Annotated in this window: 24 protein-coding genes; 17 read left to right on the top strand and 7 right to left on the bottom strand. The window is 53.7% G+C overall.

Annotation, left to right across the window (positions count from 1 at the left end; translation table 11 throughout):
- Nucleotides 1–92 precede the first annotated feature (92 nt).
- The 7 genes from mreB to tldD all read left to right on the top strand — a co-directional run bounded on the left by mreB (nucleotide 93) and on the right by tldD (nucleotide 10,116).
- Nucleotides 93–1,136, top strand: coding sequence for a rod shape-determining protein MreB (gene mreB / locus F0Q32_RS17235; RefSeq protein ID WP_000913396.1), 1,044 nt, complete (start codon nucleotides 93–95; stop codon nucleotides 1,134–1,136).
- 67 nt (nucleotides 1,137–1,203) lie between these two features.
- Nucleotides 1,204–2,220, top strand: a complete 1,017-nt coding sequence (gene mreC / locus F0Q32_RS17230; RefSeq protein ID WP_149464035.1) for a rod shape-determining protein MreC — start codon at nucleotides 1,204–1,206, stop codon at nucleotides 2,218–2,220.
- A complete protein-coding gene (gene mreD / locus F0Q32_RS17225) occupies nucleotides 2,220–2,708 on the top strand; it encodes a rod shape-determining protein MreD (protein ID WP_015962784.1) in 489 nt (162 codons plus the stop codon). Before mreC ends, mreD begins: the two co-directional genes overlap by 1 nt.
- Before the next feature lie 7 nt (nucleotides 2,709–2,715).
- A complete protein-coding gene (locus tag F0Q32_RS17220; protein ID WP_149464034.1) occupies nucleotides 2,716–3,306 on the top strand; it encodes a nucleoside triphosphate pyrophosphatase in 591 nt (196 codons plus the stop codon).
- Complete coding sequence (gene rng, locus F0Q32_RS17215) at nucleotides 3,296–4,765, top strand: ribonuclease G (protein ID WP_149464033.1); 1,470 nt, start codon at nucleotides 3,296–3,298, stop codon at nucleotides 4,763–4,765. Before F0Q32_RS17220 ends, rng begins: the two co-directional genes overlap by 11 nt.
- A gap of 29 nt (nucleotides 4,766–4,794) precedes the next feature.
- Entirely contained in the window at nucleotides 4,795–8,598 is a 3,804-nt protein-coding gene (gene yhdP, locus F0Q32_RS17210; protein ID WP_149464032.1) for an AsmA2 domain-containing protein YhdP, read from the top strand.
- A 72-nt stretch (nucleotides 8,599–8,670) separates the two neighbouring features.
- Complete coding sequence (gene tldD / locus F0Q32_RS17205) at nucleotides 8,671–10,116, top strand: metalloprotease TldD (protein ID WP_149464031.1); 1,446 nt, start codon at nucleotides 8,671–8,673, stop codon at nucleotides 10,114–10,116.
- Between the two features lie 136 nt (nucleotides 10,117–10,252).
- On the opposite strand, the gene aaeR is transcribed toward tldD, so the two are convergent.
- Entirely contained in the window at nucleotides 10,253–11,188 is a 936-nt protein-coding gene (gene aaeR, locus F0Q32_RS17200; protein WP_149464030.1) for an HTH-type transcriptional activator AaeR, read from the bottom strand.
- Between the two features lie 130 nt (nucleotides 11,189–11,318).
- Between aaeR and aaeX the strand changes: the two genes are divergently transcribed.
- The 4 genes from aaeX (at nucleotide 11,319) to F0Q32_RS17180 (ending at nucleotide 14,885) form a co-directional block, all read left to right on the top strand.
- Nucleotides 11,319–11,522: a p-hydroxybenzoic acid efflux pump operon protein AaeX gene (gene aaeX, locus F0Q32_RS17195; protein ID WP_015962790.1), complete on the top strand. Its 204-nt coding sequence runs from the start codon at nucleotides 11,319–11,321 to the stop codon at nucleotides 11,520–11,522.
- A gap of 7 nt (nucleotides 11,523–11,529) precedes the next feature.
- The gene (gene aaeA / locus F0Q32_RS17190) at nucleotides 11,530–12,462 is read left to right on the top strand and encodes a p-hydroxybenzoic acid efflux pump subunit AaeA (protein WP_149464029.1); all 933 of its coding nucleotides are present in this window, start codon (nucleotides 11,530–11,532) and stop codon (nucleotides 12,460–12,462) included.
- 5 nt (nucleotides 12,463–12,467) lie between these two features.
- Nucleotides 12,468–14,435, top strand: a complete 1,968-nt coding sequence (gene aaeB, locus F0Q32_RS17185; RefSeq protein WP_149464028.1) for a p-hydroxybenzoic acid efflux pump subunit AaeB — start codon at nucleotides 12,468–12,470, stop codon at nucleotides 14,433–14,435.
- 174 nt (nucleotides 14,436–14,609) lie between these two features.
- Nucleotides 14,610–14,885: a barstar family protein gene (locus F0Q32_RS17180; RefSeq protein WP_149464027.1), complete on the top strand. Its 276-nt coding sequence runs from the start codon at nucleotides 14,610–14,612 to the stop codon at nucleotides 14,883–14,885.
- Between the two features lie 52 nt (nucleotides 14,886–14,937).
- Here F0Q32_RS17180 and yhcN (F0Q32_RS17175) read toward each other — a convergent pair whose 3' ends face one another.
- The 3 genes from yhcN (F0Q32_RS17175) to argR all read right to left on the bottom strand — a co-directional run bounded on the left by yhcN (F0Q32_RS17175) (nucleotide 14,938) and on the right by argR (nucleotide 16,418).
- Nucleotides 14,938–15,201: a peroxide/acid stress response protein YhcN gene (gene yhcN / locus F0Q32_RS17175; RefSeq protein WP_149464026.1), complete on the bottom strand. Its 264-nt coding sequence runs from the start codon at nucleotides 15,199–15,201 to the stop codon at nucleotides 14,938–14,940.
- A gap of 108 nt (nucleotides 15,202–15,309) precedes the next feature.
- Nucleotides 15,310–15,573, bottom strand: a complete 264-nt coding sequence (gene yhcN, locus F0Q32_RS17170) for a peroxide/acid stress response protein YhcN (RefSeq protein WP_149464025.1) — start codon at nucleotides 15,571–15,573, stop codon at nucleotides 15,310–15,312.
- Nucleotides 15,574–15,947: 374 nt separating this feature from the next.
- On the bottom strand, nucleotides 15,948–16,418 hold the full coding sequence (gene argR / locus F0Q32_RS17165; protein WP_015962796.1) for a transcriptional regulator ArgR: 471 nt from the start codon (nucleotides 16,416–16,418) through the stop codon (nucleotides 15,948–15,950).
- A 457-nt stretch (nucleotides 16,419–16,875) separates the two neighbouring features.
- On the opposite strand from argR, the gene mdh reads away from it, so the two are divergent.
- Nucleotides 16,876–17,814, top strand: a complete 939-nt coding sequence (gene mdh, locus F0Q32_RS17160) for a malate dehydrogenase (protein ID WP_108474934.1) — start codon at nucleotides 16,876–16,878, stop codon at nucleotides 17,812–17,814.
- A gap of 46 nt (nucleotides 17,815–17,860) precedes the next feature.
- On the opposite strand, the gene degS is transcribed toward mdh, so the two are convergent.
- From degS to zapG, 3 genes are all read right to left on the bottom strand, one after another.
- Complete coding sequence (degS, locus tag F0Q32_RS17155) at nucleotides 17,861–18,925, bottom strand: outer membrane-stress sensor serine endopeptidase DegS (protein WP_149464024.1); 1,065 nt, start codon at nucleotides 18,923–18,925, stop codon at nucleotides 17,861–17,863.
- Between the two features lie 87 nt (nucleotides 18,926–19,012).
- Nucleotides 19,013–20,380 carry a serine endoprotease DegQ gene (gene degQ / locus F0Q32_RS17150; protein WP_149464023.1) on the bottom strand — a complete coding sequence of 456 codons (1,368 nt, stop codon included), beginning with the start codon at nucleotides 20,378–20,380 and terminating at the stop codon, nucleotides 19,013–19,015.
- 170 nt (nucleotides 20,381–20,550) lie between these two features.
- The gene (gene zapG, locus F0Q32_RS17145; protein WP_015962802.1) at nucleotides 20,551–20,949 is read right to left on the bottom strand and encodes a Z-ring associated protein ZapG; all 399 of its coding nucleotides are present in this window, start codon (nucleotides 20,947–20,949) and stop codon (nucleotides 20,551–20,553) included.
- Nucleotides 20,950–21,145: 196 nt separating this feature from the next.
- On the opposite strand from zapG, the gene zapE reads away from it, so the two are divergent.
- The 5 genes from zapE to sspB all read left to right on the top strand — a co-directional run bounded on the left by zapE (nucleotide 21,146) and on the right by sspB (nucleotide 24,950).
- A complete protein-coding gene (gene zapE / locus F0Q32_RS17140) occupies nucleotides 21,146–22,273 on the top strand; it encodes a cell division protein ZapE (RefSeq protein ID WP_149464022.1) in 1,128 nt (375 codons plus the stop codon).
- A 345-nt stretch (nucleotides 22,274–22,618) separates the two neighbouring features.
- Entirely contained in the window at nucleotides 22,619–23,047 is a 429-nt protein-coding gene (gene rplM, locus F0Q32_RS17135) for a 50S ribosomal protein L13 (protein WP_015962804.1), read from the top strand.
- A gap of 15 nt (nucleotides 23,048–23,062) precedes the next feature.
- On the top strand, nucleotides 23,063–23,455 hold the full coding sequence (rpsI, locus tag F0Q32_RS17130) for a 30S ribosomal protein S9 (protein WP_000829815.1): 393 nt from the start codon (nucleotides 23,063–23,065) through the stop codon (nucleotides 23,453–23,455).
- A gap of 360 nt (nucleotides 23,456–23,815) precedes the next feature.
- A complete protein-coding gene (sspA, locus tag F0Q32_RS17125) occupies nucleotides 23,816–24,454 on the top strand; it encodes a stringent starvation protein SspA (protein ID WP_149464021.1) in 639 nt (212 codons plus the stop codon).
- 4 nt (nucleotides 24,455–24,458) lie between these two features.
- Nucleotides 24,459–24,950: a ClpXP protease specificity-enhancing factor gene (gene sspB, locus F0Q32_RS17120; protein ID WP_015962806.1), complete on the top strand. Its 492-nt coding sequence runs from the start codon at nucleotides 24,459–24,461 to the stop codon at nucleotides 24,948–24,950.
- The last annotated feature ends 539 nt before the right edge of the window (nucleotides 24,951–25,489 follow it).

Raw genomic sequence — 25,489 nt, 5'->3', positions numbered from 1 at the left:
CAGATGATTTTTGCGCCTTGTCGCTGCTGCGTGTGGTTGGTAAAGTAAGCGGATTTTGTTTTCCGCCCCAGCTTTCAGGATTATCCCTTAGTATGTTGAAAAAATTTCGTGGCATGTTTTCCAATGACCTGTCCATTGACCTGGGTACTGCGAATACCCTGATTTACGTAAAAGGACAAGGCATCGTATTGAATGAGCCTTCCGTGGTGGCCATTCGTCAGGATCGTGCTGGTTCTCCGAAAAGCGTCGCTGCCGTCGGTCATGACGCCAAACAGATGCTGGGTCGTACGCCTGGCAACATCGCAGCCATCCGCCCGATGAAAGACGGCGTTATCGCTGACTTCTTCGTTACCGAAAAAATGTTGCAGCACTTTATTAAACAAGTGCACAGCAACAGCTTCATGCGTCCAAGCCCACGTGTACTGGTGTGTGTGCCGGTTGGCGCAACGCAGGTTGAGCGTCGTGCGATTCGTGAATCCGCGCAGGGCGCTGGTGCCCGTGAAGTGTTCCTGATTGAAGAACCGATGGCTGCCGCAATTGGTGCGGGTCTGCCGGTTTCCGAAGCGACAGGTTCTATGGTGGTTGATATCGGTGGTGGTACCACTGAAGTGGCGGTTATCTCCCTGAACGGTGTGGTTTACTCCTCTTCCGTACGTATCGGCGGCGACCGTTTCGATGAAGCTATTATTAACTACGTCCGTCGTAACTACGGCTCTCTGATCGGTGAAGCCACCGCAGAGCGTATCAAGCATGAAATCGGCTCCGCTTACCCGGGCGACGAAGTGCGTGAAATCGAAGTACGTGGCCGTAACCTGGCAGAAGGCGTACCGCGCGGTTTCACCCTGAACTCCAACGAAATCCTCGAAGCGCTGCAAGAGCCGCTGACCGGTATCGTAAGCGCCGTCATGGTTGCTCTGGAACAGTGTCCGCCGGAACTGGCGTCCGACATCTCCGAGCGCGGTATGGTTCTGACCGGTGGTGGTGCGCTGCTGCGTAACCTTGACCGCCTGTTAATGGAAGAAACGGGCATTCCTGTCGTTGTTGCTGAAGATCCGCTGACCTGTGTGGCGCGCGGTGGCGGCAAAGCGCTGGAAATGATCGATATGCACGGCGGCGACTTGTTTAGCGAAGAGTAGTCAGCCTGAGTCCGGGGTAGCTTTCGGGCTACCCTTGATTTTACTGACACGAGAATACGCATAGCCTATGAAGCCCATTTTTAGCCGTGGCCCGTCGCTACAGATTCGCCTTATCCTGGCGGTTCTGATCGCGCTTGGCGTTATCATCGCCGACAGCCGCCTTGGTATGTTCAGCCAGATCCGAACGTACATGGATACCGCCGTCAGTCCTTTCTATTTTGTCTCTAATGGTCCTCGTGAATTACTCGACAGCGTGTCACAAACGCTGGCCTCGCGTGACCAACTCGAACTTGAAAACCGGGCACTTCGCCAGGAACTGCTGCTGAAAAACAGCGACCTGCTGATGCTGGGTCAGTACAAACAAGAAAACGCCCGTTTACGTGAACTGCTGGGTTCGCCGCTGCGTCAGGATGAGCAGAAAATGGTGACGCAGGTGATCTCTACTGTTAACGATCCTTACAGCGATCAGGTGGTTATCGATAAAGGCAGCGTCAATGGCGTCTATGAAGGCCAGCCGGTCATCAGCGACAAAGGCGTGGTCGGCCAGGTGGTGGCTGTCGCCAAACTGACCAGCCGCGTGCTGTTAATTTGCGATGCCACGCATGCGCTGCCGATTCAGGTGCTGCGTAACGACATCCGCGTGATTGCCGCCGGTAACGGCTGCACCGACGATCTCCAGCTCGAACACCTGCCTGCCAACACCGATATCCGCGTCGGCGACGTGCTGGTGACGTCTGGCCTCGGCGGTCGTTTCCCGGAAGGGTACCCGGTTGCGGTGGTCTCCTCTGTGAAGCTCGATACGCAGCGTGCGTACACCGTGATCCAGGCGCGTCCAACTGCCGGCTTACAGCGTCTGCGTTATCTGCTGCTGTTGTGGGGCGCCGATCGTAACGGTGCGAACCCGATGACACCGGAAGATGTGCATCGCGTAGCTAACGAGCGTCTGATGCAGATGATGCCACAGGTATTGCCATCCCCGGATTCCATGGGGCCGCCTACGCCAGTTCCTGCGCCTGCTACAGGGATTGCAACCTCGCCCACGGAAACCCCGCCGACTGAGCTCTCCCCTCAGGGAGGGCCATAGTGGCGAGTTACCGTAGCCAGGGACGCTGGGTAATCTGGCTCTCGTTTCTTATCGCACTGCTGCTGCAAGTGATGCCCTGGCCGGACAACATTATTGTTTTCCGGCCCAACTGGGTTCTGCTCATTCTGCTTTACTGGTCACTGGCGCTGCCGCATCGGGTGAATGTCGGTACAGGCTTTGTGATGGGCGCGATTCTGGATCTCATTAGCGGTTCAACGCTTGGCGTGCGCGCGCTGTCGTTGAGCATCGTGGCGTATCTGGTGGTGCTCAAGTATCAGCTGTTTCGTAATCTGGCGCTCTGGCAACAGGCGCTGGTCGTCATACTGTTGTCGCTTGCCACGGATATTATTGTTTTCTGGTCAGAGTTTTTAGTGATCAACGTCTCTTTCCGACCAGAAGTGTTCTGGAGTAGTGTAGTCAATGGCGTACTCTGGCCGTGGATCTTCCTCCTGATGCGCAAAGTTCGTCAGCAATTCGCCGTGCAATAAGGTCGTTATGAAAATTTATCTCGCTTCAGGCTCCCCGCGTCGCCAGGAACTGCTTACCCAATTAGGTGTGGCGTTTGAAAAAATCGTTCCAGGCATTGAAGAGCAGCGCCGTCCGCAGGAAAGCGCGCAGCAATACGTGACGCGGCTGGCGCGCGAAAAAGCGCAGGCCGGGGTGGCGATGGTCAATCAAGACCTCCCGGTTCTGGGCGCGGATACTATAGTTATCCTCAATGGCGAAGTGCTGGAGAAACCACGTGATGCCGCCCATGCGGCAGAGATGCTGGGCAAGCTTTCAGGGGAAACGCATCAGGTGATGACCGCTGTCGCGCTGGCAGACCGCCAGAACACGCTCGACGCGCTGGTGGTCACCGATGTGACGTTCAGAGTACTTTCCGAACACGATATCGCAGGCTACGTTGCCAGCGGTGAACCTTTAGATAAAGCAGGTGCATACGGTATTCAAGGGTTGGGTGGCTGTTTTGTCAGGAAGATAAATGGCAGCTATCACGCCGTAGTCGGCTTACCGCTGGTGGAAACGTATGAGTTGCTCAGTAACTTTAACTCACTACGTGAGGAAAGGGATAAACATGACGGCTGAATTATTAGTAAATGTGACGCCATCCGAAACGCGTGTGGCGTATATCGATGGCGGCATTTTGCAGGAAATTCATATTGAGCGTGAAGCGCGACGCGGAATAGTAGGCAATATCTACAAGGGTCGTGTCAGTCGGGTATTGCCAGGGATGCAGGCGGCATTTGTAGATATTGGTCTGGATAAGGCCGCATTCCTTCACGCTTCCGATATCATGCCGCACACCGAGTGCGTGGCGGGCGAAGAACAAAAACAGTTCACCGTGCGCGACATCTCCGAGCTGGTGCGTCAGGGGCAGGACCTCATGGTCCAGGTGGTGAAAGATCCGCTCGGCACCAAAGGCGCGCGTCTGACAACCGATATCACGCTCCCTTCCCGTTATCTGGTCTTTATGCCTGGCGCGTCCCACGTCGGCGTCTCCCAACGTATTGAAAGTGAAGCCGAACGCGAACGCCTGAAAAAGGTGGTGGCGGAATACTGCGACGAGCAGGGCGGGTTTATCATTCGTACGGCGGCAGAGGGCGTGTGTGAAGAGGATTTAGCCTCTGACGCCGCGTACCTCAAACGCGTGTGGACCAAAGTGATGGAGCGTAAAAAACGCCATCAAACGCGTTATCAGATGTACGGCGAACTGGCGCTGGCGCAGCGTGTGCTGCGTGATTTTGCCGATGCTCAGCTTGACCGTATTCGCGTTGATTCGCGACTGACCTATGAAGCACTGCTGGAATTTACCGCCGAATATATCCCGGAGATGACCAGCAAGCTGGAGCACTACACCGGCCATCAGCCGATCTTCGATCTCTTTGATGTCGAAAATGAAATTCAGCGCGCGCTGGAACGTAAAGTAGAACTGAAGTCGGGTGGCTATCTGATTATCGATCAGACCGAAGCGATGACCACGGTGGATATCAACACCGGGGCATTTGTCGGCCACCGTAATCTCGACGACACTATCTTCAATACCAACATTGAAGCGACCCAGGCGATCGCGCGGCAGCTGCGTCTGCGTAATCTGGGCGGCATTATCATCATCGACTTTATCGATATGAATAATGACGATCACCGCCGTCGCGTGCTGCACTCGCTGGAGCAGGCGCTGAGCAAAGATCGCGTGAAAACCAGCATTAATGGCTTCTCTCAGCTTGGGCTGGTGGAGATGACCCGTAAGCGCACCCGTGAAAGCGTGGAGCATGTGCTTTGCAATCAGTGCCCGACGTGCCACGGACGCGGAACGGTGAAAACCGTTGAGACCGTATGTTATGAAATCATGCGTGAAATTGTGCGCGTGCATCATGCGTATGATTCCGATCGCTTCCTGGTGTATGCATCACCGTCGGTGGCGGAAACCCTGAAAGGTGATGAATCACACGCACTGGCGGAAGTCGAAATTTTCGTCGGCAAGCAGGTAAAAGTACAAATCGAACCGCTCTACAATCCAGAGCAGTTTGATGTGGTTATGATGTAAAACAGCCTGCCAGGCACAAGGAGAGAAGCGTGAGGCGATTGCCGGGGATATTACTGCTCACCGTGGCAACATTGATTGTCATTGCTGCGCTGCTGGTGAGCGGCCTGCGCCTCGTGCTGCCGCATCTGGACGAGTGGCGCCCGCAAATCCTGGCGAAAATCTCCTCGGCGGCGGGGCAACCGGTAGAAGCCTCGAAAATTCAGGCCAGCTGGGAAAACTTCGGCCCCACCCTTGAAGTGCGTGATATTAAAGCCGGGCTGGATAACGACGGCGGTGAGATGTCGATTAAACGCGTCTCGCTGGCGCTGGATGTCTGGCAGAGCCTGCTGCATATGCGCTGGCAGTTCCGCGATCTCACGTTCTGGCAGCTCAACATTCACACCAATTCGCCGCTGCAAAGCAATGAAAGTAGCGACAGCATGGAAGGCGATCGCATTGCTGATCTCTTCCTGCGCCAGTTTGACCAGTTCACCCTGCGCGATAGCCACCTGAGCTTCCTGACCCTTTCCGGTCAGCGGGCTGAACTGGCGATCCCGCAACTCACCTGGCTGAACGGTAAGAACCGACACCGCGCGGAAGGTGAACTGAGCCTGACCAGTCTCACCGGGCAGCACGGGGTGATGAAAGTGCGTATGGATCTGCGTGATGAAAACGGCCTGCTGAACAAAGGCAGGCTGTGGTTACAGGCGGATGATATCGATGTTAAACCCTGGCTGGGCAAATGGATGCAGGACAACATCGCGTTGACCAGTGCGCGCTTCAGCCTTGAAGCCTGGGCTTCGCTTGATAAAGGCGAAATTGCCAGCGGTGACGTCTGGTTGAAAAAAGGCGGCGCGAGCTGGGAGGGTGATAAAGAGGATCACCGTCTTGCGGTGGATAACCTGACGGCGCATCTCTCGCGTGAGAAAAATGGCTGGGAATTCCGTATTCCTGATACGCGAATCACTATCGATGATACGCCATGGCCGCGCGGCGCGCTGGCGCTGGCGTGGATCTCCGAGCAGGAAGTGGGCGGCAAAAACAGCGTGCGCAGCGATGAACTGCGCATACGCGCCAGCCATCTTTCTCTTGCCGGGCTTAACGGCCTGTTGCCGATTGCCGACAAACTCTCTCCCAAGCTTGGCGAAATCTGGCGCACCACACAGCCAAACGGCATGATTGATTCGCTAGGGCTCGATATCCCTCTCCAGGCGACCGAACAAACCCGTTTCCAGGCCGCGTGGAAGGATCTGGCCTGGAAGCAGTGGAAGTTGTTGCCCGGTGCAGAGAATGTCTCTGGCGATCTGTCCGGCAGCGTTGAAAACGGCGCGTTGAAAGTGAATATGCAGCAGGCGACGATGCCGTATGAAACGGTCTTCCGCGCGCCGCTGGAGATTGCCAAAGGCACCGCCACACTCAACTGGCTGAATAACGATAAAGGCTTCATGCTGGATGGTCGTCATATCGATGTAGAAGCCAAAGCCGTCCGCGCCGCAGGCGGTTTCCGTTACCTGCAGCCGAAAGATGACCAGCCCTGGCTGGGCATTCTGGCGGGCATCAGCACCGACGATGGCGGCCAGGCCTGGCGCTATTTCCCGGAAAATCTGATGGGCAAAGAGCTGGTCGATTACCTGAGCGGCGCGATTAAAGGCGGCCAGGCTGATAACGCGACGCTGGTGTATGGCGGCAATCCGCATCTCTTCCCGTACAAGCACAACGAAGGGCAGTTTGAAGTGTCGGTGCCGCTGCGCAATGCCACCTTTGCCTTCCAGCCTGACTGGCCCGCGCTGACCGACCTCGACATTCATCTCGACTTCCTCAACGATGGCTTGTGGATGAAGGCCGACAAAGTGGCATTGGGCGGCGTCACGGCGACCAACCTTAACGCCATGATCCCGGACTACGCCAAAGAGAAGCTGCTGATTGATGCCGACATCAACGGGCCGGGTAAGGCGGTTGGGCCGTATTTCAATGAAACACCGCTTAAAGAATCTTTAGGTGCGACGCTGGATGAACTCCAGCTTGATGGGAATGTGAGTGCTCGCTTACAGCTTGATATTCCGCTTAATGGTGAGCTGGTTCATGCAACTGGCGATGTAGCGCTCAATAACAACAGCCTGTTTATCAAACCGCTCGACAGTACGCTGCAGAACCTGAGCGGCAAATTTAGCTTCTCTAACGGCGATTTGCAGAGCCAGCCGATGACCGCAACCTGGTTTAATCAGCCGCTGAAGGTTGATTTCAACACCCGTGAAGGCGAGAAATCGTATCAGGTTGGTGTCAACATGGACGCCAACTGGCAACCTTCACGCACGGGCGTACTGCCGAAAGCTGTCAACGACGAAATCAGCGGCACCGTGCCGTGGCAGGGGAAAGTCGCTATTGAGCTGCCGTATCGCGGTAGCCCCACGTACAAGGTAGGCGTCACCGCTGACCTGAAAAATGTGAGTAGTCACTTACCTGCACCGGTCGATAAAGCCGCCGGTGAGCCGCTTCCGGTGAAAATTGACGTTGATGGCAACCTGAAAAGCTTCGATTTAACCGGCAAAGTGGGAAGTAATAATCATCTCAATAGTCGTTGGTTGCTCAACCAGAAACTGACGCTGGATCGCGCAATCTGGGCAAGCGACAGCCGCACTAATCCGCCGTTGCCCCAGCAGCAGGGCGTTGAGCTAAATCTCCCACCCATGGATGGCGCACAGTGGCTGGCGTTGTTCCAGCAGGGCGCGGCCAGTGATGCAAGCTCCGCCGCCGTTTTCCCGAAACAGGTCACGCTGCGCACGCCGTCGCTGACCTTAGGCGGGCAGCAGTGGAATAACCTGAGCATCGTTTCGCAGCCGTCGGCGCAGGGTACCAAAGTTGATGCGCAGGGCCGCGAAGTGAATGCCACGCTGACCATGCACGACAATGCACCGTGGCAGGCGGCAATTCGCTATCTGTATTACAACCCATCCGCGACGCCGCTGACGCAGGCCTCGGCGGCGTCGACAGGCCCGCTCACCCGTAATCGCATCGATTTCAGTGGCTGGCCGGATCTTCAGCTTCGTTGTGCGGAATGCTGGCTATGGGGGCAGAAATATGGCCGTATCGACGGCGATTTTGCCATTAAAGGCGACACCCTGACGCTCAGTAACGGCCTGGTGGATACCGGCTTCGCGCGGCTGACCAGCGACGGCGAATGGGTTAATGGGCTGAATAGTCAGCGGACGTCGCTGAAAGGAAAATTGCGCGGCAAGAAAATTGATGATGCGGTGGCGTTCTTTGGTATCGCCACGCCAATCCGCGACTCCTCAATTGACCTGGATTACGACTTACACTGGCGCGCCAGTCCGTGGCAGCCGGATGTCCCGTCGCTGAACGGTATTTTGAAAACGCGTATTGGCAAAGGCCAGTTTACCGATTTGAGCACTGGCCATGCGGGTCAGCTGCTGCGCCTGCTGAGCGTCGATGCGCTGCTGCGTAAACTGCGCTTTGATTTTAGCGATACCTTTACGGAAGGCTTCTATTTTGACTCTATCCGCAGCACCGCCTGGATTAAAGACGGCGTGCTGAACACGGATGACACCCTGGTTGATGGCCTGGAAGCGGATATCGCCATGAAAGGTTCGGTCGATTTAGTCCGCCGTCAACTGGCGATGGAAGCCATTGTTGCGCCTGAGATTTCTGCAACTGTCGGTGTGGCAGCGGCGTTTGCCATTAACCCGATTGTCGGTGCAGCCGTCTTCGCGGCCAGTAAAGTGCTGGGGCCGCTGTGGAGCAAAGTCTCAATTCTGCGTTATCGCATCACCGGGCCAATCGATTCGCCGCAAATCAATGAAGTTCTGCGCCAGGCGCGCAGCGATACGAAGCAATGATTTGACGCAATCGCACAATTGCCTCACTCTTTTAACACGAGCATTTTAGCGGTAACTAACGAGTAGCGAATAATGAGTCTAAACCTGGTAAGTGAACAATTGCTGGCAGCGAACGGCCTGAATCATCAGCGCCTGTTTGACATTCTTGGTCAACTCGCCGAGCGCCGTCTCGATTATGGCGATCTCTATTTTCAGTCGAGCTATCACGAATCCTGGGTTTTAGAAGACAGCATCATTAAAGATGGTTCTTACAATATCGACCAGGGTGTTGGCGTGCGTGCGGTGAGCGGTGAAAAAACCGGGTTTGCCTACGCAGATCAGATTAGCCTGCTGGCACTTGAGCAGAGCGCACAGGCGGCGCGGACCATCGTTCGTGACGCGGGTGATGGCAAGGTGCACACGCTGGGCGCGGTAGACCACTCTCCGCTCTATACCTCGCTCGATCCGCTGCAAAGCATGACCCGTGAAGAGAAACTCGATATTTTGCGTCGCGTCGATAAAGTCGCGCGTGCGGCTGATAAGCGCGTACAGGAAGTGTCTGCCAGCCTGACGGGCGTGTATGAACTGATCCTGGTCGCCGCAACGGACGGTACGCTGGCGGCGGATGTTCGCCCGCTGGTGCGCTTGTCTGTCAGTGTTCAGGTTGACGATAACGGCAAACGTGAACGCGGCGCGAGTGGCGGCGGCGGTCGATTTGGCTACGACTATTTCCTGGCAGACCTCGATGGTGAAGTGCGCGCGGATGCATGGGCAAAAGAAGCCGTGCGTATGGCGCTGGTAAATCTTTCAGCCGTCGCGGCGCCTGCGGGAACGCTGCCGGTGGTGCTGGGCGCAGGCTGGCCGGGTGTGCTGCTGCATGAAGCGGTAGGTCACGGTCTGGAAGGCGACTTCAACCGTCGCGGCACTTCTGTTTTCAGCGGTCAGATGGGCGAGCTGGTGGCCTCTGAACTGTGTACGGTCGTCGATGACGGCACCATGCAGGATCGCCGTGGCTCTGTGGCTATTGATGATGAAGGTACGCCGGGTCAGTACAACGTGCTGATCGAAAATGGCATTCTGAAAGGCTACATGCAGGACAAACTCAACGCGCGTCTGATGGGCGTTGCACCGACCGGGAACGGCCGTCGTGAATCCTATGCGCATCTGCCGATGCCGCGTATGACCAACACTTACATGCTGGCCGGGAAATCGACGCCGCAGGAGATTATCGAATCCGTTGAGTACGGCATTTACGCGCCGAACTTTGGCGGCGGCCAGGTGGATATCACCTCCGGGAAATTCGTCTTCTCGACGTCAGAAGCGTATCTGATTGAAAACGGTAAAGTCACGAAACCGGTGAAAGGCGCGACGCTGATTGGTTCCGGTATTGAAACCATGCAGCAGATTTCCATGGTCGGTAACGACCTGAAGCTGGATAACGGCGTGGGCGTTTGCGGTAAAGAGGGGCAGAGCCTGCCGGTTGGCGTGGGTCAGCCGACGCTGAAGGTTGATAACCTGACCGTGGGTGGCACCGCGTAATTTTGCCTTGCCGGATGGCGGCTTCGCCTTATTCGGCCTACGGTGTTGTGCGCGTTGTTGCCGGATGACGGCTTTGCCTTATCCGGCCAACCGATCGAGTAGGCCTGATAAGCGTAGCGCCATCAGGCGAAATGCCTCAACGTTCTCCCGTCTCATCTTTACCCCGCATCCCCTGATACAGCCTGGCCACCTCGACAAAATAATCGGTCAGGTAATTAATACACACCTGCACTTTCAGTGGCAGCTTATCTTTCTCGGTATAAAGTGCGTAAACCGGACGCGGATCGGACTGGTAGCGCGGCAGCAAAATTTCCACCTCGCCACGGTTAATCTCTTCGATCACCCACATGAGCGGCACGTACGCGATCCCCGCACCCGCAGAGAGCCAGCGGCTAAGCGTCATCGGATCGTTAGTCACAAATCGCCCTTCAGGAATGAGGCGTGTGGTCAGGCCTTCGGGGGCGATCAGCTCAAATTCGTTATCCGGACGCACGCTGTATTCCAGCCATGAATGGTTGGCGAGGTCGGCGGGCTTCTCTGGAATGCCTGCATGTTGTAGATAACTTTTAGCCGCGCAGATAACCATCGGCATCGAGCCTAACCGGCGCGAGAAGAGGCTGGAATCCTGCAATGCGCCAACGCGAATGACCACATCCAGACCATCGGCAATCAGATCCGGGGCCGGAATACCCGTGACCAGATTTACCGTCAGGCCGGTGTACTCCTTCAACATCTCCGCGGTGATCCGCGCGAGGACATTTTGTGCCATAGTTGAAGAACAGCCAATTCGCAGCGTACCGATAGGTGTGTTGTTAAACGCGTAGAGCTGTTCGTGGACATCCTGAGCCTCAAACAGCATACGGCGGCATCCCTGGTAATATATTTTGCCGGCTTCTGTGAGACCTATACTACGCGTGCTGCGGTTTAACAGCTTAACTTGTAACTCATCTTCCAGCTTTGATACAGTCTGGCTGATGGAAGAGACGCTCATCTGAAGCTGTTTCGCGGCGGCGGTGAACGAGCCTTGCTCGACCACTTTGGCAAACACCGACATTCGTTTTAGTCGTTCCATTATTCACTCTGGCTTAAAAGTGATTTAGATCACAATATATAGATAACGGCATAACAGTTACGTTAATATACTGTTAGCTGAATAATTAAAGCGCACTCTCACCTGCACGCTAGTCTAAACCAAGGTCAACATGAGTCTGTTTCCTGTCATTGTGATTTTCGGCCTGTCATTCCCGCCGATCTTCTTTGAGTTGCTATTGTCGCTCGCCATCTTCTGGGGGGTGAGGCGACTGCTTATTCCAACCGGTATCTATGACTTTGTCTGGCACCCTGCGCTGTTCAATACGGCATTGTATTGCTGTCTTTTTTATCTGATATCACGTTTGTTCGTTTGAGGTAGATGTGAAAACGCTAATAAGAAAAATCTCCCGTACAGCCATCACACTGATACTGGTTATTCTGGCTTTTATCGCCATTTTCCGCGCCTGGGTGTACTACACCGAGTCGCCGTGGACGCGTGATGCGCGTTTCAGTGCAGACGTGGTCGCCATCGCGCCCGATGTCTCCGGGCTGATTACTCAGGTAAATATCAAGGATAACCAACTGGTTAGTAAAGACCAGGTATTGTTTACCATTGACCAGCCACGATACCAGAAAGCACTGGAAGAAGCTGAAGCCGATGTGGCGTATTACAAAGCGCTCGCCAGCGAGAAGCGTCGGGAAGCCGGACGTCGTAACCAGTTAGGCATTCAGGCGATGTCGCGTGAGGAAATCGACCAGGCCAATAACGTCCTGCAAACCGTCGAGCATCAGTTAGCCAAGGCACAGGCAACCCGCGACCTCGCACGTCTTGACCTTGACCGCACCGTTATCCGCGCGCCTGCCGCCGGTTGGGTAACCAACCTCAACGTCTTTAACGGTGAGTTTATTACCCGTGGTTCTACGGCAGTGGCGCTGGTGAAAAAGAATTCGTTCTACGTACTGGCCTACCTGGAAGAGACCAAACTGGAAGGCGTGCGAAAAGGCTATCGTGCGGAAGTCACCCCGCTTGGCAGCAACCGTGTTATCAAAGGCACCGTAGATAGCATCGCGGCGGGCGTAACCAACGCCAGCAGCAGCAATGATGCGAAAGGCATGGCAACCATTGATTCCAACCTGGAATGGGTACGTCTGGCGCAGCGTGTGCCGGTCCGTATTCATCTTGATGAACAGCAGGATAATATCTGGCCTGCCGGGACAACCGCGACGGTGGTGATTACCGGTGAAAAAGACCGGGACGCGCAGAACATGACCTTCTTCCAGAAACTGGCGCTGCGTCTGCGTGAGTTCGGTTAATCGTTATGGGCATTTTTAGCATTGCCAATCAGCACATCCGCTTTGCCATTAAACTGGCTTGCGCGATTGTGCTGGCGCTGTTTGTCGGTTTCCACTTTGAGCTGGAAACGCCGCGCTGGGCGGTTTTGACGGCAGCAATCGTCGCGGCAGGCCCGGCATTTGCCGCCGGTGGTGAACCCTATTCCGGCGCTATCCGCTACCGCGGGATGCTACGTATCATCGGGACCTTTATCGGCTGTATCGCGGCGTTAACCATCATTATTATGATGATCCGCGCGCCGTTGCTAATGGTTCTGGTGTGCTGTATCTGGGCCGGTTTTTGTACCTGGCTCTCCTCGCTGGTCCGCGTCGAAAACTCCTATGCGTGGGGGCTGGCGGGTTACACGGCGCTGATTATCGTTATCACTATTCAGGCCGAACCGCTCCTGACGCCGCAATTTGCGGTCGAACGCTGTAGCGAGATCGTTATTGGTATCGTCTGCGCGATCATGGCCGATCTGCTTTTCTCCCCGCGATCGATCAAAAAAGAGATCGACCTTGAACTGGATAACCTGCTTATCGATCAATATCGCCTGATGCAGCTGTGCATCAAGCATGGCGACAGTGAAGAAGTTGACCGCGCGTGGAGTGGACTTGTGCGCCGCACCGCAGCCCTGGGTGGAATGCGAAGCAACCTGAGTATGGAGTCCTCCCGCTGGTCGCGCGCTAATCGGCGCTTAAAGGCGTTGAACACGGTCTCCCTGACCATGATCACCCAGGCGTGCGAAACCTACATCATTCAGAACACGCGCCCGGAAACGGTCACCGATGACTATCGCGAACTCTTCGCCGAGCCGGTAGAGACCGTACAGGATGTGCATCGTCAGCTTAAACGCATGCGTCGGGTGATGGCCTGGACGGGCGAACACGGCACGCCGGTTACGATTTACGGCTGGGTGGGCACGGCGACGCGCTACCTGTTGCTAAAACGCGGCGTGATTGGTAATACCAAAATCAGCGCCCGCGAAGAGGAAATTCTTCAGGACGAAGTGGTGGTGAAGGCCGAGTCTGCCGAACGCCACCATGCGATGGTTAACTTCTGGCGTACGACGGTATCCTGCGTGCTGGGCACGCTCTTCTGGCTGTGGACCGGCTGGACATCCGGCAGTGGGGCGATGGTAATGATTGCGGTGGTCACCTCGCTGGCTATGCGTCTGCCAAACCCCCGGATGGTTGCCGTCGACTTCCTTTACGGCACGCTGCTGGCGCTGCCGCTGGGGACGCTCTTCTTCCTGGTGATCATCCCCTCAACGCAGCAAAGCATGCTTTTACTCTGTATTAGCCTGGCGGTGCTGGCGTTCTTTATTGGTATCGAGGTGCAGAAACGGCGGCTGGGATCGCTGGGTGCGCTGGCGAGTACCATCAACATTATCGTGCTCGATAACCCGATGAAGTTTGAATTTAGCCAGTTCCTTGATAGCGCCCTGGGCCAGCTGGTGGGCTGCTTCCTGGCGCTGATGGTTATTATGCTGATTCGCGATAACTCGCGTGAACGGACGGGCCGCGTACTGCTAAACCAGTTTGTATCGGCGGCGGTTTCGGCGATGACTACCAACTCCGCGCGACGTAAAGAGAACCATCTGCCGGCGCTCTATCAGCAACTCTTCCTGTTGTTGAATAAATTCCCTGACGATATCGCCAAATTCCGTCTGGCCCTGTCGCTGATTATTGCGCACCAGCGTCTGCGCGATGCGCCAGTGCCTGTGAATCAGGATCTCTCTGAGTTTCACCGCCAGCTCAGACGCACGGCGGACAGCGTGATCTCTGCAGGCAACGATGATAAACGTCGTCGCTACTTCCTGCGTCTACTGGAAGAGTTAGATATCTATCAGGACAAATTACGTATCTGGGATGCTTCGCCGCAGGTTACCGAACCGGTTGCTCGGCTGGTGGCGATGCTGCATAAGTATCAGAGCGCACTAACGAACAGCTAGCACGTGTCGGATATAACGTCTGTAGGCCTGATAAGCTAAGCGCCATCAGGCAATACATCAATCGTCCAGACCTTCTCACATTTATCCCCCTATAAAGCCGACGCCCTCAGCGTCGGTTTTTTTATCGCTATACTTAGAGGCGGATGACAGCGGCGGGAAAATTGAGGGCGGGCGATGGAACTCTATTCTTTTGATTTTGATGAAATAGAAAACCAGGGTGATTTTTACCGCGAGTTCACGCGCCTTTTCGCACTCAAGAGTGGGCAGGTTCACGATCTCGATTCATTGTGGGATGTCGTGACCGGCAGCCAGCTTCCGCTGCCGCTGGAGATAGAGTTCCTGCATCTGGATGAGAAGCAGAAGCGGCGTTACGGTGCGCTGATACTGTTATTTGATGAGGCAGAGGAAGAGCTGGAAGGGATGCTGCGCTTTAACCTTTCGCGGACATAAAAAAGCCCCCGCGTAACGGCGGGGGCAAGTCGTCGGACAAGACGACGAGGGTTTATTTGTACAATTCTGCGGTCGCGTGCCAGGTATTACCGGAACGCGCTTCAATAATGCGGTAGCCGCTTGCGCCTTCTTTTGCTGCTTTTGCTGATAATGCGCTATTCATATCCATCGGCGAGCTGCCGACCTGTGATACGGAAACGGTACCCATAGATTGCAGGTTCTGTGCTTGTTCCGAACTGATTTGCTCAGCCGCGCTGGCACCAAAAGAGAGAACAGAAGCCAGACCCAGAGAAGCGATGAACATTGCGTTTTTCATAATTTTTACTCCACCATGTGCGACAGCGGTGAGAGGAGAAAACATGGCTTCCTGGACCGCTGTAGAAAATATTGTTTACCTAAATCTTACTCACTCTATAAGCCAAACTTATTTGTACAGTTCAGCTGTTGCGTGCCAGTGGGCGCCGGTACGCGCTTCGATGATGCGATAAGAAGAAGCGCCCTGTTCTTCCGCTTTCTTGTTCAGCATCTCATGCATATCCATCGGAGAAGAACCGACTGCACCGACGGATACGGTGCCGATAGCCTGACGATTTTGCGCTTGATCGCTGTTAATAGAGTCAGCGGCGAAAGCGCCAAAAGAGATAACGGAAAGGATGCTCAGAGCCGCAACAGTTGTTTTGATTTTCATGATCTACACCTCGTCGAATTATTTGGAAGGTCTTTGTTTTGTGACCCTCATCACGAAATTAAGTATACACTAATCACACTTAAAATTAATACCAGACTAATGGTTTCAAGCGTAAATCTGTTTTAAAAAATCTTTTTTTTATGACCAATTGAAATAAAAAATGGTGTATTAGTGCTATATTGTGAGGTTAATCCTAAGAAAATCATATGGATATACTGATTTGATTTTTCGTGCGATTCTGTGCGGATGTATTCACTGAAACTATGTGTTTAGGCGATTTAAAGCACGTATTGCAAAATGGTGTGCGGGAGAATGTCGGGGAAACGAAGCGGCAGAAAGGGATGATCCTCTGGCCAGCGACCAGAGGAAGGGGATTACAGCTCTTGCTCGAACAGAACCAGAATGGCTTCGTAGAGATCTTTCACCGTAAAGCCACGGGCCGGAGTGGTAAAGATGGTGTCGTCACCGGCGATGCTGCCGAGAATACCTTCCGCTTTACCCAGCGAGTCAAGCAGGCGGGCAATCAGCTGCGCAGCGCCAGGGCTTGTGTGGATAACAACAACCGCATCGTTGTAGTCGATATCCAGCACCAGATTTTTCAGCGGGCTGGAGGTCGTCGGTACGCCGAGTTCAGCCGGAAGGCAGTAGACCATCTCCATCTTGGCATTGCGGGTACGAACCGCGCCAAACTTGGTTAGCATGCGGGAGACTTTGGATTGATTAATATTTTCGAATCCTTCCTCCTGCAGCGCCTGGACGATCTCACCCTGAGAGCTAAACTTTTCTTCCTTTAATAGCGCTTTAAACGCTTTCACTAATTCTTCTTGTTTGGTCGAACTTCGCATAAGTCACCCGTATATGGTGATGAAATTAACATGATTATGCATATAAATGCATTTTTATGCAAATAATCTGCAAAAAAGGCGGATAATAATCGCGAGAAGGGGCGGATCTTAGCAAAATTTACTATTAATAAACATGCCTATATCACGGCCTGCAAATAAGGTTAAAAGTAAATTAAATGTTATGAAAATGATGTTGTTTTAACCAGATCACTGGTTATAGTTTAAGTGATAGTTGATGTGGATTTGGTTACGTGAATAAGACCTTTCCCGGTAAACGAATGAGCAATTTTGTAGCAAGGCTGCTAAATACCCCTCATTCTGTAAGTAATTAGATTGTAATTATTTACACCGTGAATTAAGGTCGCCGCAACGGAGTATAACAGGCAGTGCCCTGCGTCGGTTTTGCGGTACATGACAGGTCACCCTGAATGACATTAACCATAATAAGGAGTTTCGGATGAAAGTTGCAGTCCTTGGTGCCGCCGGCGGTATCGGTCAGGCGCTTGCCCTACTACTTAAGACCCAACTACCTTCAGGCTCAGAACTCACTCTCTATGATATCGCCCCTGTCACGCCAGGCGTGGCGGTCGATCTCAGTCATATCCCGACCGATGTGAAGATTACAGGCTTCTCCGGTGAAGATGCTTCTCCGGCGCTGGAAGGGGCGGATGTGGTGTTAATTTCCGCGGGCGTCGCGCGCAAACCGGGTATGGATCGCTCCGATCTGTTTAACGTTAATGCCGGGATCGTGAAGAACCTGGTGCAGCAGGTGGCGAAAACCGCTCCGAAAGCCTGCATCGGCATAATCACAAATCCGGTGAATACCACGGTTGCCATTGCGGCAGAAGTGCTGAAAAAAGCGGGCGTATACGATAAGAACAAACTGTTCGGCGTTACTACGCTGGATATCATCCGCTCAAATACATTTGTGGCGGAACTGAAAGGTAAAAAGGCGACAGAAGTGGAAGTGCCGGTTATTGGCGGCCACTCTGGCGTGACCATTCTGCCGCTGTTGTCACAGATCCCTGGTGTTTCCTTTAGCGATCAGGAAGTGGCCGATCTCACCAAACGTATCCAGAATGCGGGTACGGAAGTGGTTGAAGCCAAGGCTGGTGGCGGCTCTGCAACCCTGTCGATGGGGCAGGCGGCTGCACGTTTAGGTCTTTCTCTGGTTCGCGCCCTGCAGGGTGAGAAAGGCATCGTTGAATGTGCCTATGTGGAAGGCGACGGTCAGTACGCGCGTTTCTTCTCTCAACCGCTGCTGCTGGGCAAAAACGGTGTGGAAGAGCGTCAGTCCATCGGCAAACTGAGCGCGTTTGAGCAACAGGCGCTGGAAGGTATGCTGGATACGCTGAGAAAAGATATTACGCTTGGCGAAGAGTTTGTGAATAAGTGATGTAACGCATGAAAAAAAGGGCCGTCAGGCCCTTTTTTTGTGTCTGTTAGTTCGACGCCGGATACTCCTGAACCGTCACTTTCAGCGTGAGTTTCTTATCGTCGCGCATGACCTCAACCGGGATATCCGACCCCGGGCGAATTTCGGCCACCTGGTCCATGGTCTCCAGCGCGGAAAGCGCCGGTTTACCATTCACCGAAGTAATAACGTCGTTGACCTGAATACCCGCCAGCGCGGCTGGGCCGCCTGTGGTGACTTCGTTTACCACGATCCCCTGGATCTGATCCATGCCGCCGCCCTGTGCATGCAGCGGGGCGATCTCGCGCCCGCCGATCCCGATATAACCACGGATCACCCGACCATCGCGGATCAGTTTATCCATGATTTTAGTCGCCAGCTGGAACGGGATGGCGAAGCTTAAGCCTTCCGGCGTTTCGCCGTCGTTACTCTTATCGAAAGAGAGGGTGTTGATACCCATTAGCTCGCCCAGTGAGTTAATCAGCGCGCCGCCAGAGTTACCGTGGTTGATGGAGGCATCCGTTTGCAGGAAATTCTGTCGCCCGGTCGGGTTCAGGCCGATACGGCCGGTAGCACTGATAATGCCCTGCGTAATGGTCTGCCCCAGGTTGTAAGGGTTACCAATCGCCAGCACCACATCGCCAATATGGGGTACACGTTTGGGATTGATGGGAATAACCGGCAGGCCGCCGGTGGCGTTAATTTTTAGTACCGCAAGGTCGGTAAGCGTATCGGAGCCGACCAGCAGCGCTTCGAAGACGCGGCCATCCTGCAACGCGACGATGATTTGATCGGCATCGTTAATGACATGCTTGTTGGTCACGATATACCCGCGTTCGTCCATGATCACCCCGGAGCCGAGCGTGCGGATCTCCAGTTGATTCTGCCCGGTGCTGTTCAGGCCACGGTTATAGACGTTAACGACCGCTGGCGCGGCACGACGCACAGCCTGGTTATAGCTGGCGGGGGATTCATCCGAGCTGGTGAGCGTGGTGGTCGCGGTTGTCCACTTGCGTAAAGAGGGCATCGCGGCCAGCAAAATGCCACCGACAATAAAACCAATTGCGACAGAACGTAAAAGCTTTGCAAGCATGATCAGGTATCGTTGATGAATAAACGTTCGCAGCATACCACGACTACGCTGGACATCACATGCTGCGCGATGTCCAGCGCATAACGGTTAGCGCATCAGGAGGTAAATACTTTCTTCACCGCGCATTACGTTCAGGGCAATCACCGACGGTTTAGTTTCCAGCACTTTGCGCATATCCGCGATGGACTGCGTGCGCTGGCGGTTAATGCCGATGATGACATCATCTTTATGCAGGCCAACCTGCGCCGCTGCGCTGCCTTTTTCTACATCGCTGATGACAATGCCTTTGGTGCCATCTTTCAACTGACCATCGCTTAATGACGCGCCCTGAAGCTGTGGGGCAATCATTTCTGCGCTGGCGGTTGCCGAGGTGCTTTTATCCAGCGTGACTTCGACTTCAAGCGGTTTGCCATCGCGCAGCAGACCCAGCTTCACTTTTGAGCCGGGTTCGGTGGTAGCAATGCGCGAACGCAGTTCGGCAAAGCTGCTCAGCGCTTTACCGTTCAGGCTAACAATCACGTCGCCTGATTTTATACCCGCTTTCGCTGAACCGGAGTTAGGCAGCACTTCGCTGACAAACGCCCCGCGCTGCACGTTGAGGTTAAACGCTTTGGCGATATCGGCGCTCATTTCCATACCGCGAATACCGAGCAGCCCGCGTTTGATTTCACCGAACTGAATCAGCTGTTTCGCGAGGATTTGCGCCATATTGCTGGGGATGGCGAAGCCAATCCCCACGCTACCGCCGCCCGGGGCGAGAATCGCGGTGTTAATGCCGATCAGCTCACCGTTGAGGTTCAGCAATGCGCCACCGGAGTTCCCACGGTTAATTGAGGCATCGGTCTGAATAAAGTTTTCCAGCCCTTCGAGGTTCAGCCCGCTTCGGCCTAACGCCGATACGATCCCGGAGGTGGCGGTTTGCCCCAGTCCGAAGGGGTTACCCACGGCGACGGCGAAATCACCGACGCGCAGTTTATCGGAGTCGGCAATGGCGATTTGCGTGAGTTTGCTGCCGCCCTGAATTTGCAGCAGGGCGATGTCGCTTTGGTCATCACTGCCAATCAGTTTGGCATCGAACTCGCGGCCATCATTCAGCTGGATGCTGATTTTTTGCGCCTGGCTGATGACGTGGTTGTTGGTTAAGACGTAGCCTTTCGCCGCATCGATTATGACGCCGGAGCCCAGACCTTCGAATGGTTGCGCTGGTTCGTTGCCGCCTTCTTCACCAAAGAATTTTTTAAGCTCTTCCGGCACGCGCTGACTCGGCGTGGCGGTGCCTTCCACCTGCACGCTCACCACGGCGGGCAAGACTTTTTCCAGCATCGGCGCGAGGCTTGGCAGTGCGCCCTGGCCTGGAACCTGAGTGGGAATCGACGCGCTGGCCACCTGAGGTACGGCAAAGGACAGGCCGACACTTAACGCTAACGCACTCAACAGCAAAGTAGATTTATTCATTGATGCTGGCTCTCCTGACCTGAGGTGTAAGGACATGCTTCCCGAAACAGTCTGATGTTATTGAATTTTTCTCGGGGTAACAATGTGGATATTGACTAAATATAGTCGGGGCAGAGAGAAGTGACGGGCGCAACAGGCGCGCCCGTGAAATAAATTGTTCGCAGAAAGGATTAGTCGCGTTTTGCACCGCTACGCAGCAGGCCGGATGCGCCTTCTGAGTAGTCACGCGGCATCTGTACCGGCGCCTGGTCGTTACCGGCTTCCGATTCAGCCAGACGGTTGCGGAACGGATTAGACTCTGCGCTCATTTCAGGCAGCAGGCTGCTTGAGCTTTTCGCCATGTGTTGATAGAGCTGACGATAATCGTCTGCCATGTTGTTCAGCAATTCCGCACTACGCGCAAAATGGCTGACTAACTCTTCACGGTACTCTTCCAGTTCGGCTTTATTTTTTTCCAGCTCGTACTGCAGGGCCTGTTGTTGACGCAATTTGCGATTACCGAAACGCATGGCCACAGCACCGATAATAATGCCGACAACGAGCCCAATTAGCGCATATTCCCAGGTCATGAACATCTCCCATTGTTTTGTGGTTCCGTAGGGTATTGGTGACCAGGCGGTCCTTGCCTGTACCAGATACTGCCACTATAACCGCTTATTCCGCAGAAGTGGAATCCTGGCGTATCATCGCGTAGTGTAGAACGGCACTTTTTTCACCAATCGTGAAGTAAGACATACCGGTTTTCAAAGGAATAACAATTAGATCATGCAAAGCCTGTCCCCCACATCGCGTTATCTTCAGGCCCTCGAAGAGGGCACCCATCAGCCTGATGATGTTCAACGTGAGGCGGTAAACCGCCTCGATACCATCTACCAGGAACTGCTCGCTAATCGTGTGCAGCCGGCCCAAAGCGGCGGCGGCCTGATGGCAAAATTCGGAAAATTGCTTGGTAAACGCGAGGCGGACACCAGCACGCCGGTTCGTGGCTTATATATGTGGGGCGGGGTTGGCCGGGGGAAAACCTGGCTGATGGACATGTTCTATCACAGCCTGCCGGGCGAACGTAAACAGCGCCTGCACTTTCACCGCTTTATGCTGCGTGTACATGAAGAGCTGACGCAGCTTCAGGGCCATAGCGACCCGCTGGAAATCGTTGCTGAACGCTTTAAAGCGGAAACCGACGTGCTGTGTTTTGACGAGTTTTTTGTCTCGGATATCACGGACGCCATGCTGCTCGGCGGCCTGATGAAAGCGCTGTTCTCGCGTGGGATTACGCTGGTTGCTACGTCTAACATACCGCCGGACGAGCTTTATCGCAATGGCTTACAGCGTGCGCGCTTCCTGCCGGCCATTGACGCGATTAAAGCCCACTGCGACATCATGAATGTTGATGCAGGCGTCGATTACCGTTTACGCACATTAACGCAGGCGCATCTGTGGCTCTCGCCGTTAAACGATGAAACGCGCGTCGAGATGGATAAACTGTGGCTGGCGCTGGCGGGTGCAAAGCGCGAACATGCGCCAGAGCTGGAAATCAACCACCGCCAACTGCCAACGCTGGGCGTTGAGAATCAAACGCTGGCGGTTTCCTTTACGACACTGTGCGTTGATGCGCGCAGCCAGCACGACTACATCGCGCTCTCGCGCCTGTTCCACACGGTGATGTTATTTGATGTGCCTGTTATGACGCCGCTGATGGAGAGTGAAGCTCGTCGCTTTATTGCGCTGGTGGATGAATTCTACGAGCGTCATGTGAAGCTGGTGGTGAGCGCGGAAGTGCCGCTGTACGACATTTATCAGGGCGAGCGGTTGAAGTTTGAGTTCCAGCGTTGCCTGTCGCGTTTGCAGGAAATGCAGAGCGAAGAGTATTTGAAACGGCCGCATATGCCATAAATCCTCCCCTCTCCCCGTGGGAGAGGGTACGGATTGTGCCGGAGGTTATGTGAGTGAGGTTTTCTCCCTCTCCCTGTGGGAGAGGGCCGGGGTGAGGGCATCAGGCCGCACCCCCCCTATCAAAAACCCTCGATCAAAATCACAAATAAGGGTCGACCTTTAACCACGACTTCTCTATAATCTTGCGACCCCACGTTACAAGAAGGTTTTTTTCCCAAAACTTTCTCTGCGCCGGCATAGGCTATTCGAAGGGGTAGGTTTGCTGGACAATGTCGTGTGAACCTCAACTGACAAAACGTTTGGGTGTTCACCAACGTGTAACTTATTTATTTGGGTAAGCTTTTAATGAAAACTTTTACAGCTAAACCAGAAACCGTTCAACGCGACTGGTATGTTGTTGACGCGACCGGTAAAACTCTGGGCCGTCTGGCTACTGAACTGGCTCGTCGCCTGCGCGGTAAGCACAAAGCGGAATACACTCCGCACGTAGATACCGGTGATTACATCATCGTTCTGAACGCTGACAAAGTTGCTGTAACCGGCAACAAGCGTACTGACAAAATGTACTATCACCACACCGGCCACATCGGTGGTATCAAAGAAGCGACCTTTGAAGAGATGATTGCCCGCCGTCCTGAGCGTGTGATTGAAATCGCGGTTAAAGGCATGCTGCCAAAAGGCCCGCTGGGTCGTGCTATGTTCCGTAAACTGAAAGTTTACGCGGGTACCGAGCACAACCACGCGGCACAGCAACCGCAAGTTCTTGACATCTAATCGGGATTATAGGCAATGGCTGAAAATCAATACTACGGCACTGGTCGCCGCAAAAGTTCCGCAGCTCGCGTTTTCATCAAACCGGGCAACGGCAAAATCGTTATCAACCAACGTTCTCTGGAACAGTACTTCGGTCGTGAAACTGCCCGCATGGTAGTTCGTCAGCCGCTGGAACTGGTCGACATGGTTGAGAAACTGGATCTGTACATCACCGTTAAAGGTGGTGGTATCTCTGGTCAGGCTGGTGCGATCCGTCACGGTATCACCCGCGCTCTGATGGAGTATGATGAGTCCCTGCGTGGCGAACTGCGTAAAGCTGGCTTCGTTACCCGTGATGCTCGTCAGGTTGAACGTAAGAAAGTCGGCCTGCGTAAAGCACGTCGTCGTCCTCAGTTCTCCAAACGTTAATTGGTTTCTGCTTCGGCAGACAACAATTTGCGCAAAAACCCGCTTCGGCGGGTTTTTTTATGTCTGAACAGTAACGTTACGAGCGTATTGGCAGGGCGAACAAGCGAAGTGCCCCTGCCATAATCTCAACGCTAGCGCCAATCTCACGGCTCTTTTTCCGGATTTCCAGAATCCACTCACCACAAGCCGCGCAAAATCTGGTAAACTATTCTCCAATTTTCTGCCCAAATGCGGGTGATTGTTCAATTTTTGTTTGGTTTGCAAGCAGGAATGCCACTCAACGCAGGATGGGGACACACTTCTGGCTAGCCACCGTGTGGCTGGTAGCAGTAAAAATTCTGAATATACCTGGAGGTTTTCATGGCTGTCGCTGCCAACAAACGTTCGGTAATGACGCTGTTTTCTGGTCCTACTGACATTTATAGCCATCAGGTCCGCATCGTGCTGGCTGAAAAAGGTGTCAGCTTTGAGATAGAGCACGTGGAAAAGGACAATCCACCGCAGGATCTGATTGACCTCAACCCGAATCAAAGCGTCCCGACACTGGTAGATCGCGAACTGACTCTGTGGGAATCCCGCATCATCATGGAATACCTGGATGAGCGTTTCCCGCATCCGCCGCTGATGCCGGTTTATCCGGTTGCACGTGGTGAAAGCCGTCTGTACATGCAACGTATCGAGAAAGACTGGTACTCGCTGATGAACGTCGTGATGACGGGTTCTGCGTCTCAGGCTGATGCTGCACGTAAACAGCTGCGCGAAGAGCTGCTGGCGATTGCGCCGGTCTTCACCCAGAAGCCGTACTTCCTGAGCGATGAGTTCAGCCTGGTCGACTGCTACCTGGCGCCGCTGCTGTGGCGTCTGCCGGTTATGGGCATCGAAATGGTGGGTGCGGGTGCGAAAGAGCTGAAAGGCTATATGACCCGCGTCTTCGAACGTGATTCTTTCCTTGCCTCCTTAACGGAAGCCGAGCGCGAAATGCGCCTTGGCCGGGGTTAATTGAATGGATGTGTCACAGCTTTCTCCGCGCCGCCCGTATCTGCTTCGCGCATTTTACGAGTGGCTGCTGGACAACCAGCTTACGCCGCATTTGGTCGTTGATGTCATGCAGCCAGGCGTTCAGGTGCCAATGGAGTATGCCCGTGACGGCCAGATCGTTCTGAACATCGCGCCGCGCGCGGTGGGCAACCTGGAGCTGGCGAACGATGAAGTTCGCTTTAACGCCCGTTTCGGCGGCGTTCCGCGCAATGTCTCCGTGCCGCTGGCTGCCGTACTGGCTATCTACGCGCGTGAAAACGGCGCAGGCACCATGTTTGAGCCGGAAACAGCCTACGACGAAGATGCTGAAGGCTACAACGACGATCTCGAAGTCGTTGAAAACGAAACGGTGATGTCGGTCATCGATGGCGATAAGCCGGATCACGACGACGACACCGATCCGGACGATACCCCGCCGCCGCGCGGTGGTCGCCCGGCGCTACGTGTAGTGAAGTAATGTTTCTGAAAAGGCCCGAAAGGGCCTTTTTTTTCGTCTTGATATTTAGCCCGATACAACGATAAACCTCAATATAAATAAACAGTAGACTTCATAAAATAATCATTAATTTCAACTAACGCGTTCCATTAATAATAGTTTTTTATCTAAAAAAATATTAATTGCAGCCTTATAATATTATATTTCATAGTGTTGATTATGCAATAGTTTATTTGCTTACATTCTCTCTGCAGTAATTTAATCATAATTACTGGTTATGTTATTAGTGTTTTTCATCGTTTGCGTCCTTTTTATCTGGGGCTTTTGGAACTTTCACATTATTGTCATGGATGTAATTAATTATTTTAAAAAATAAATTAATTAAAAATAAATTGAGCGAGAGGGATATCAGGGACACTATCCCCGCTCACCAAAGAATATAATCACATGCAATTCTTTTGCGGGAAGCAATGACGCCTATTCGATGGTTGACTATAAACATCATCTTCAATTTTGAATTTTATAATTTCATTAAAGAGAGTGTTTATATTTTAATTATT

It is taken from the genome of Pseudocitrobacter sp. 73 (genome assembly GCF_008369545.1).
Classification (GTDB): Bacteria; Pseudomonadota; Gammaproteobacteria; order Enterobacterales; family Enterobacteriaceae; genus Pseudocitrobacter; species Pseudocitrobacter vendiensis.
Note: the sequence above shows the minus strand (reverse complement) of the source record. Positions and strands in the feature narration are given on the sequence as shown.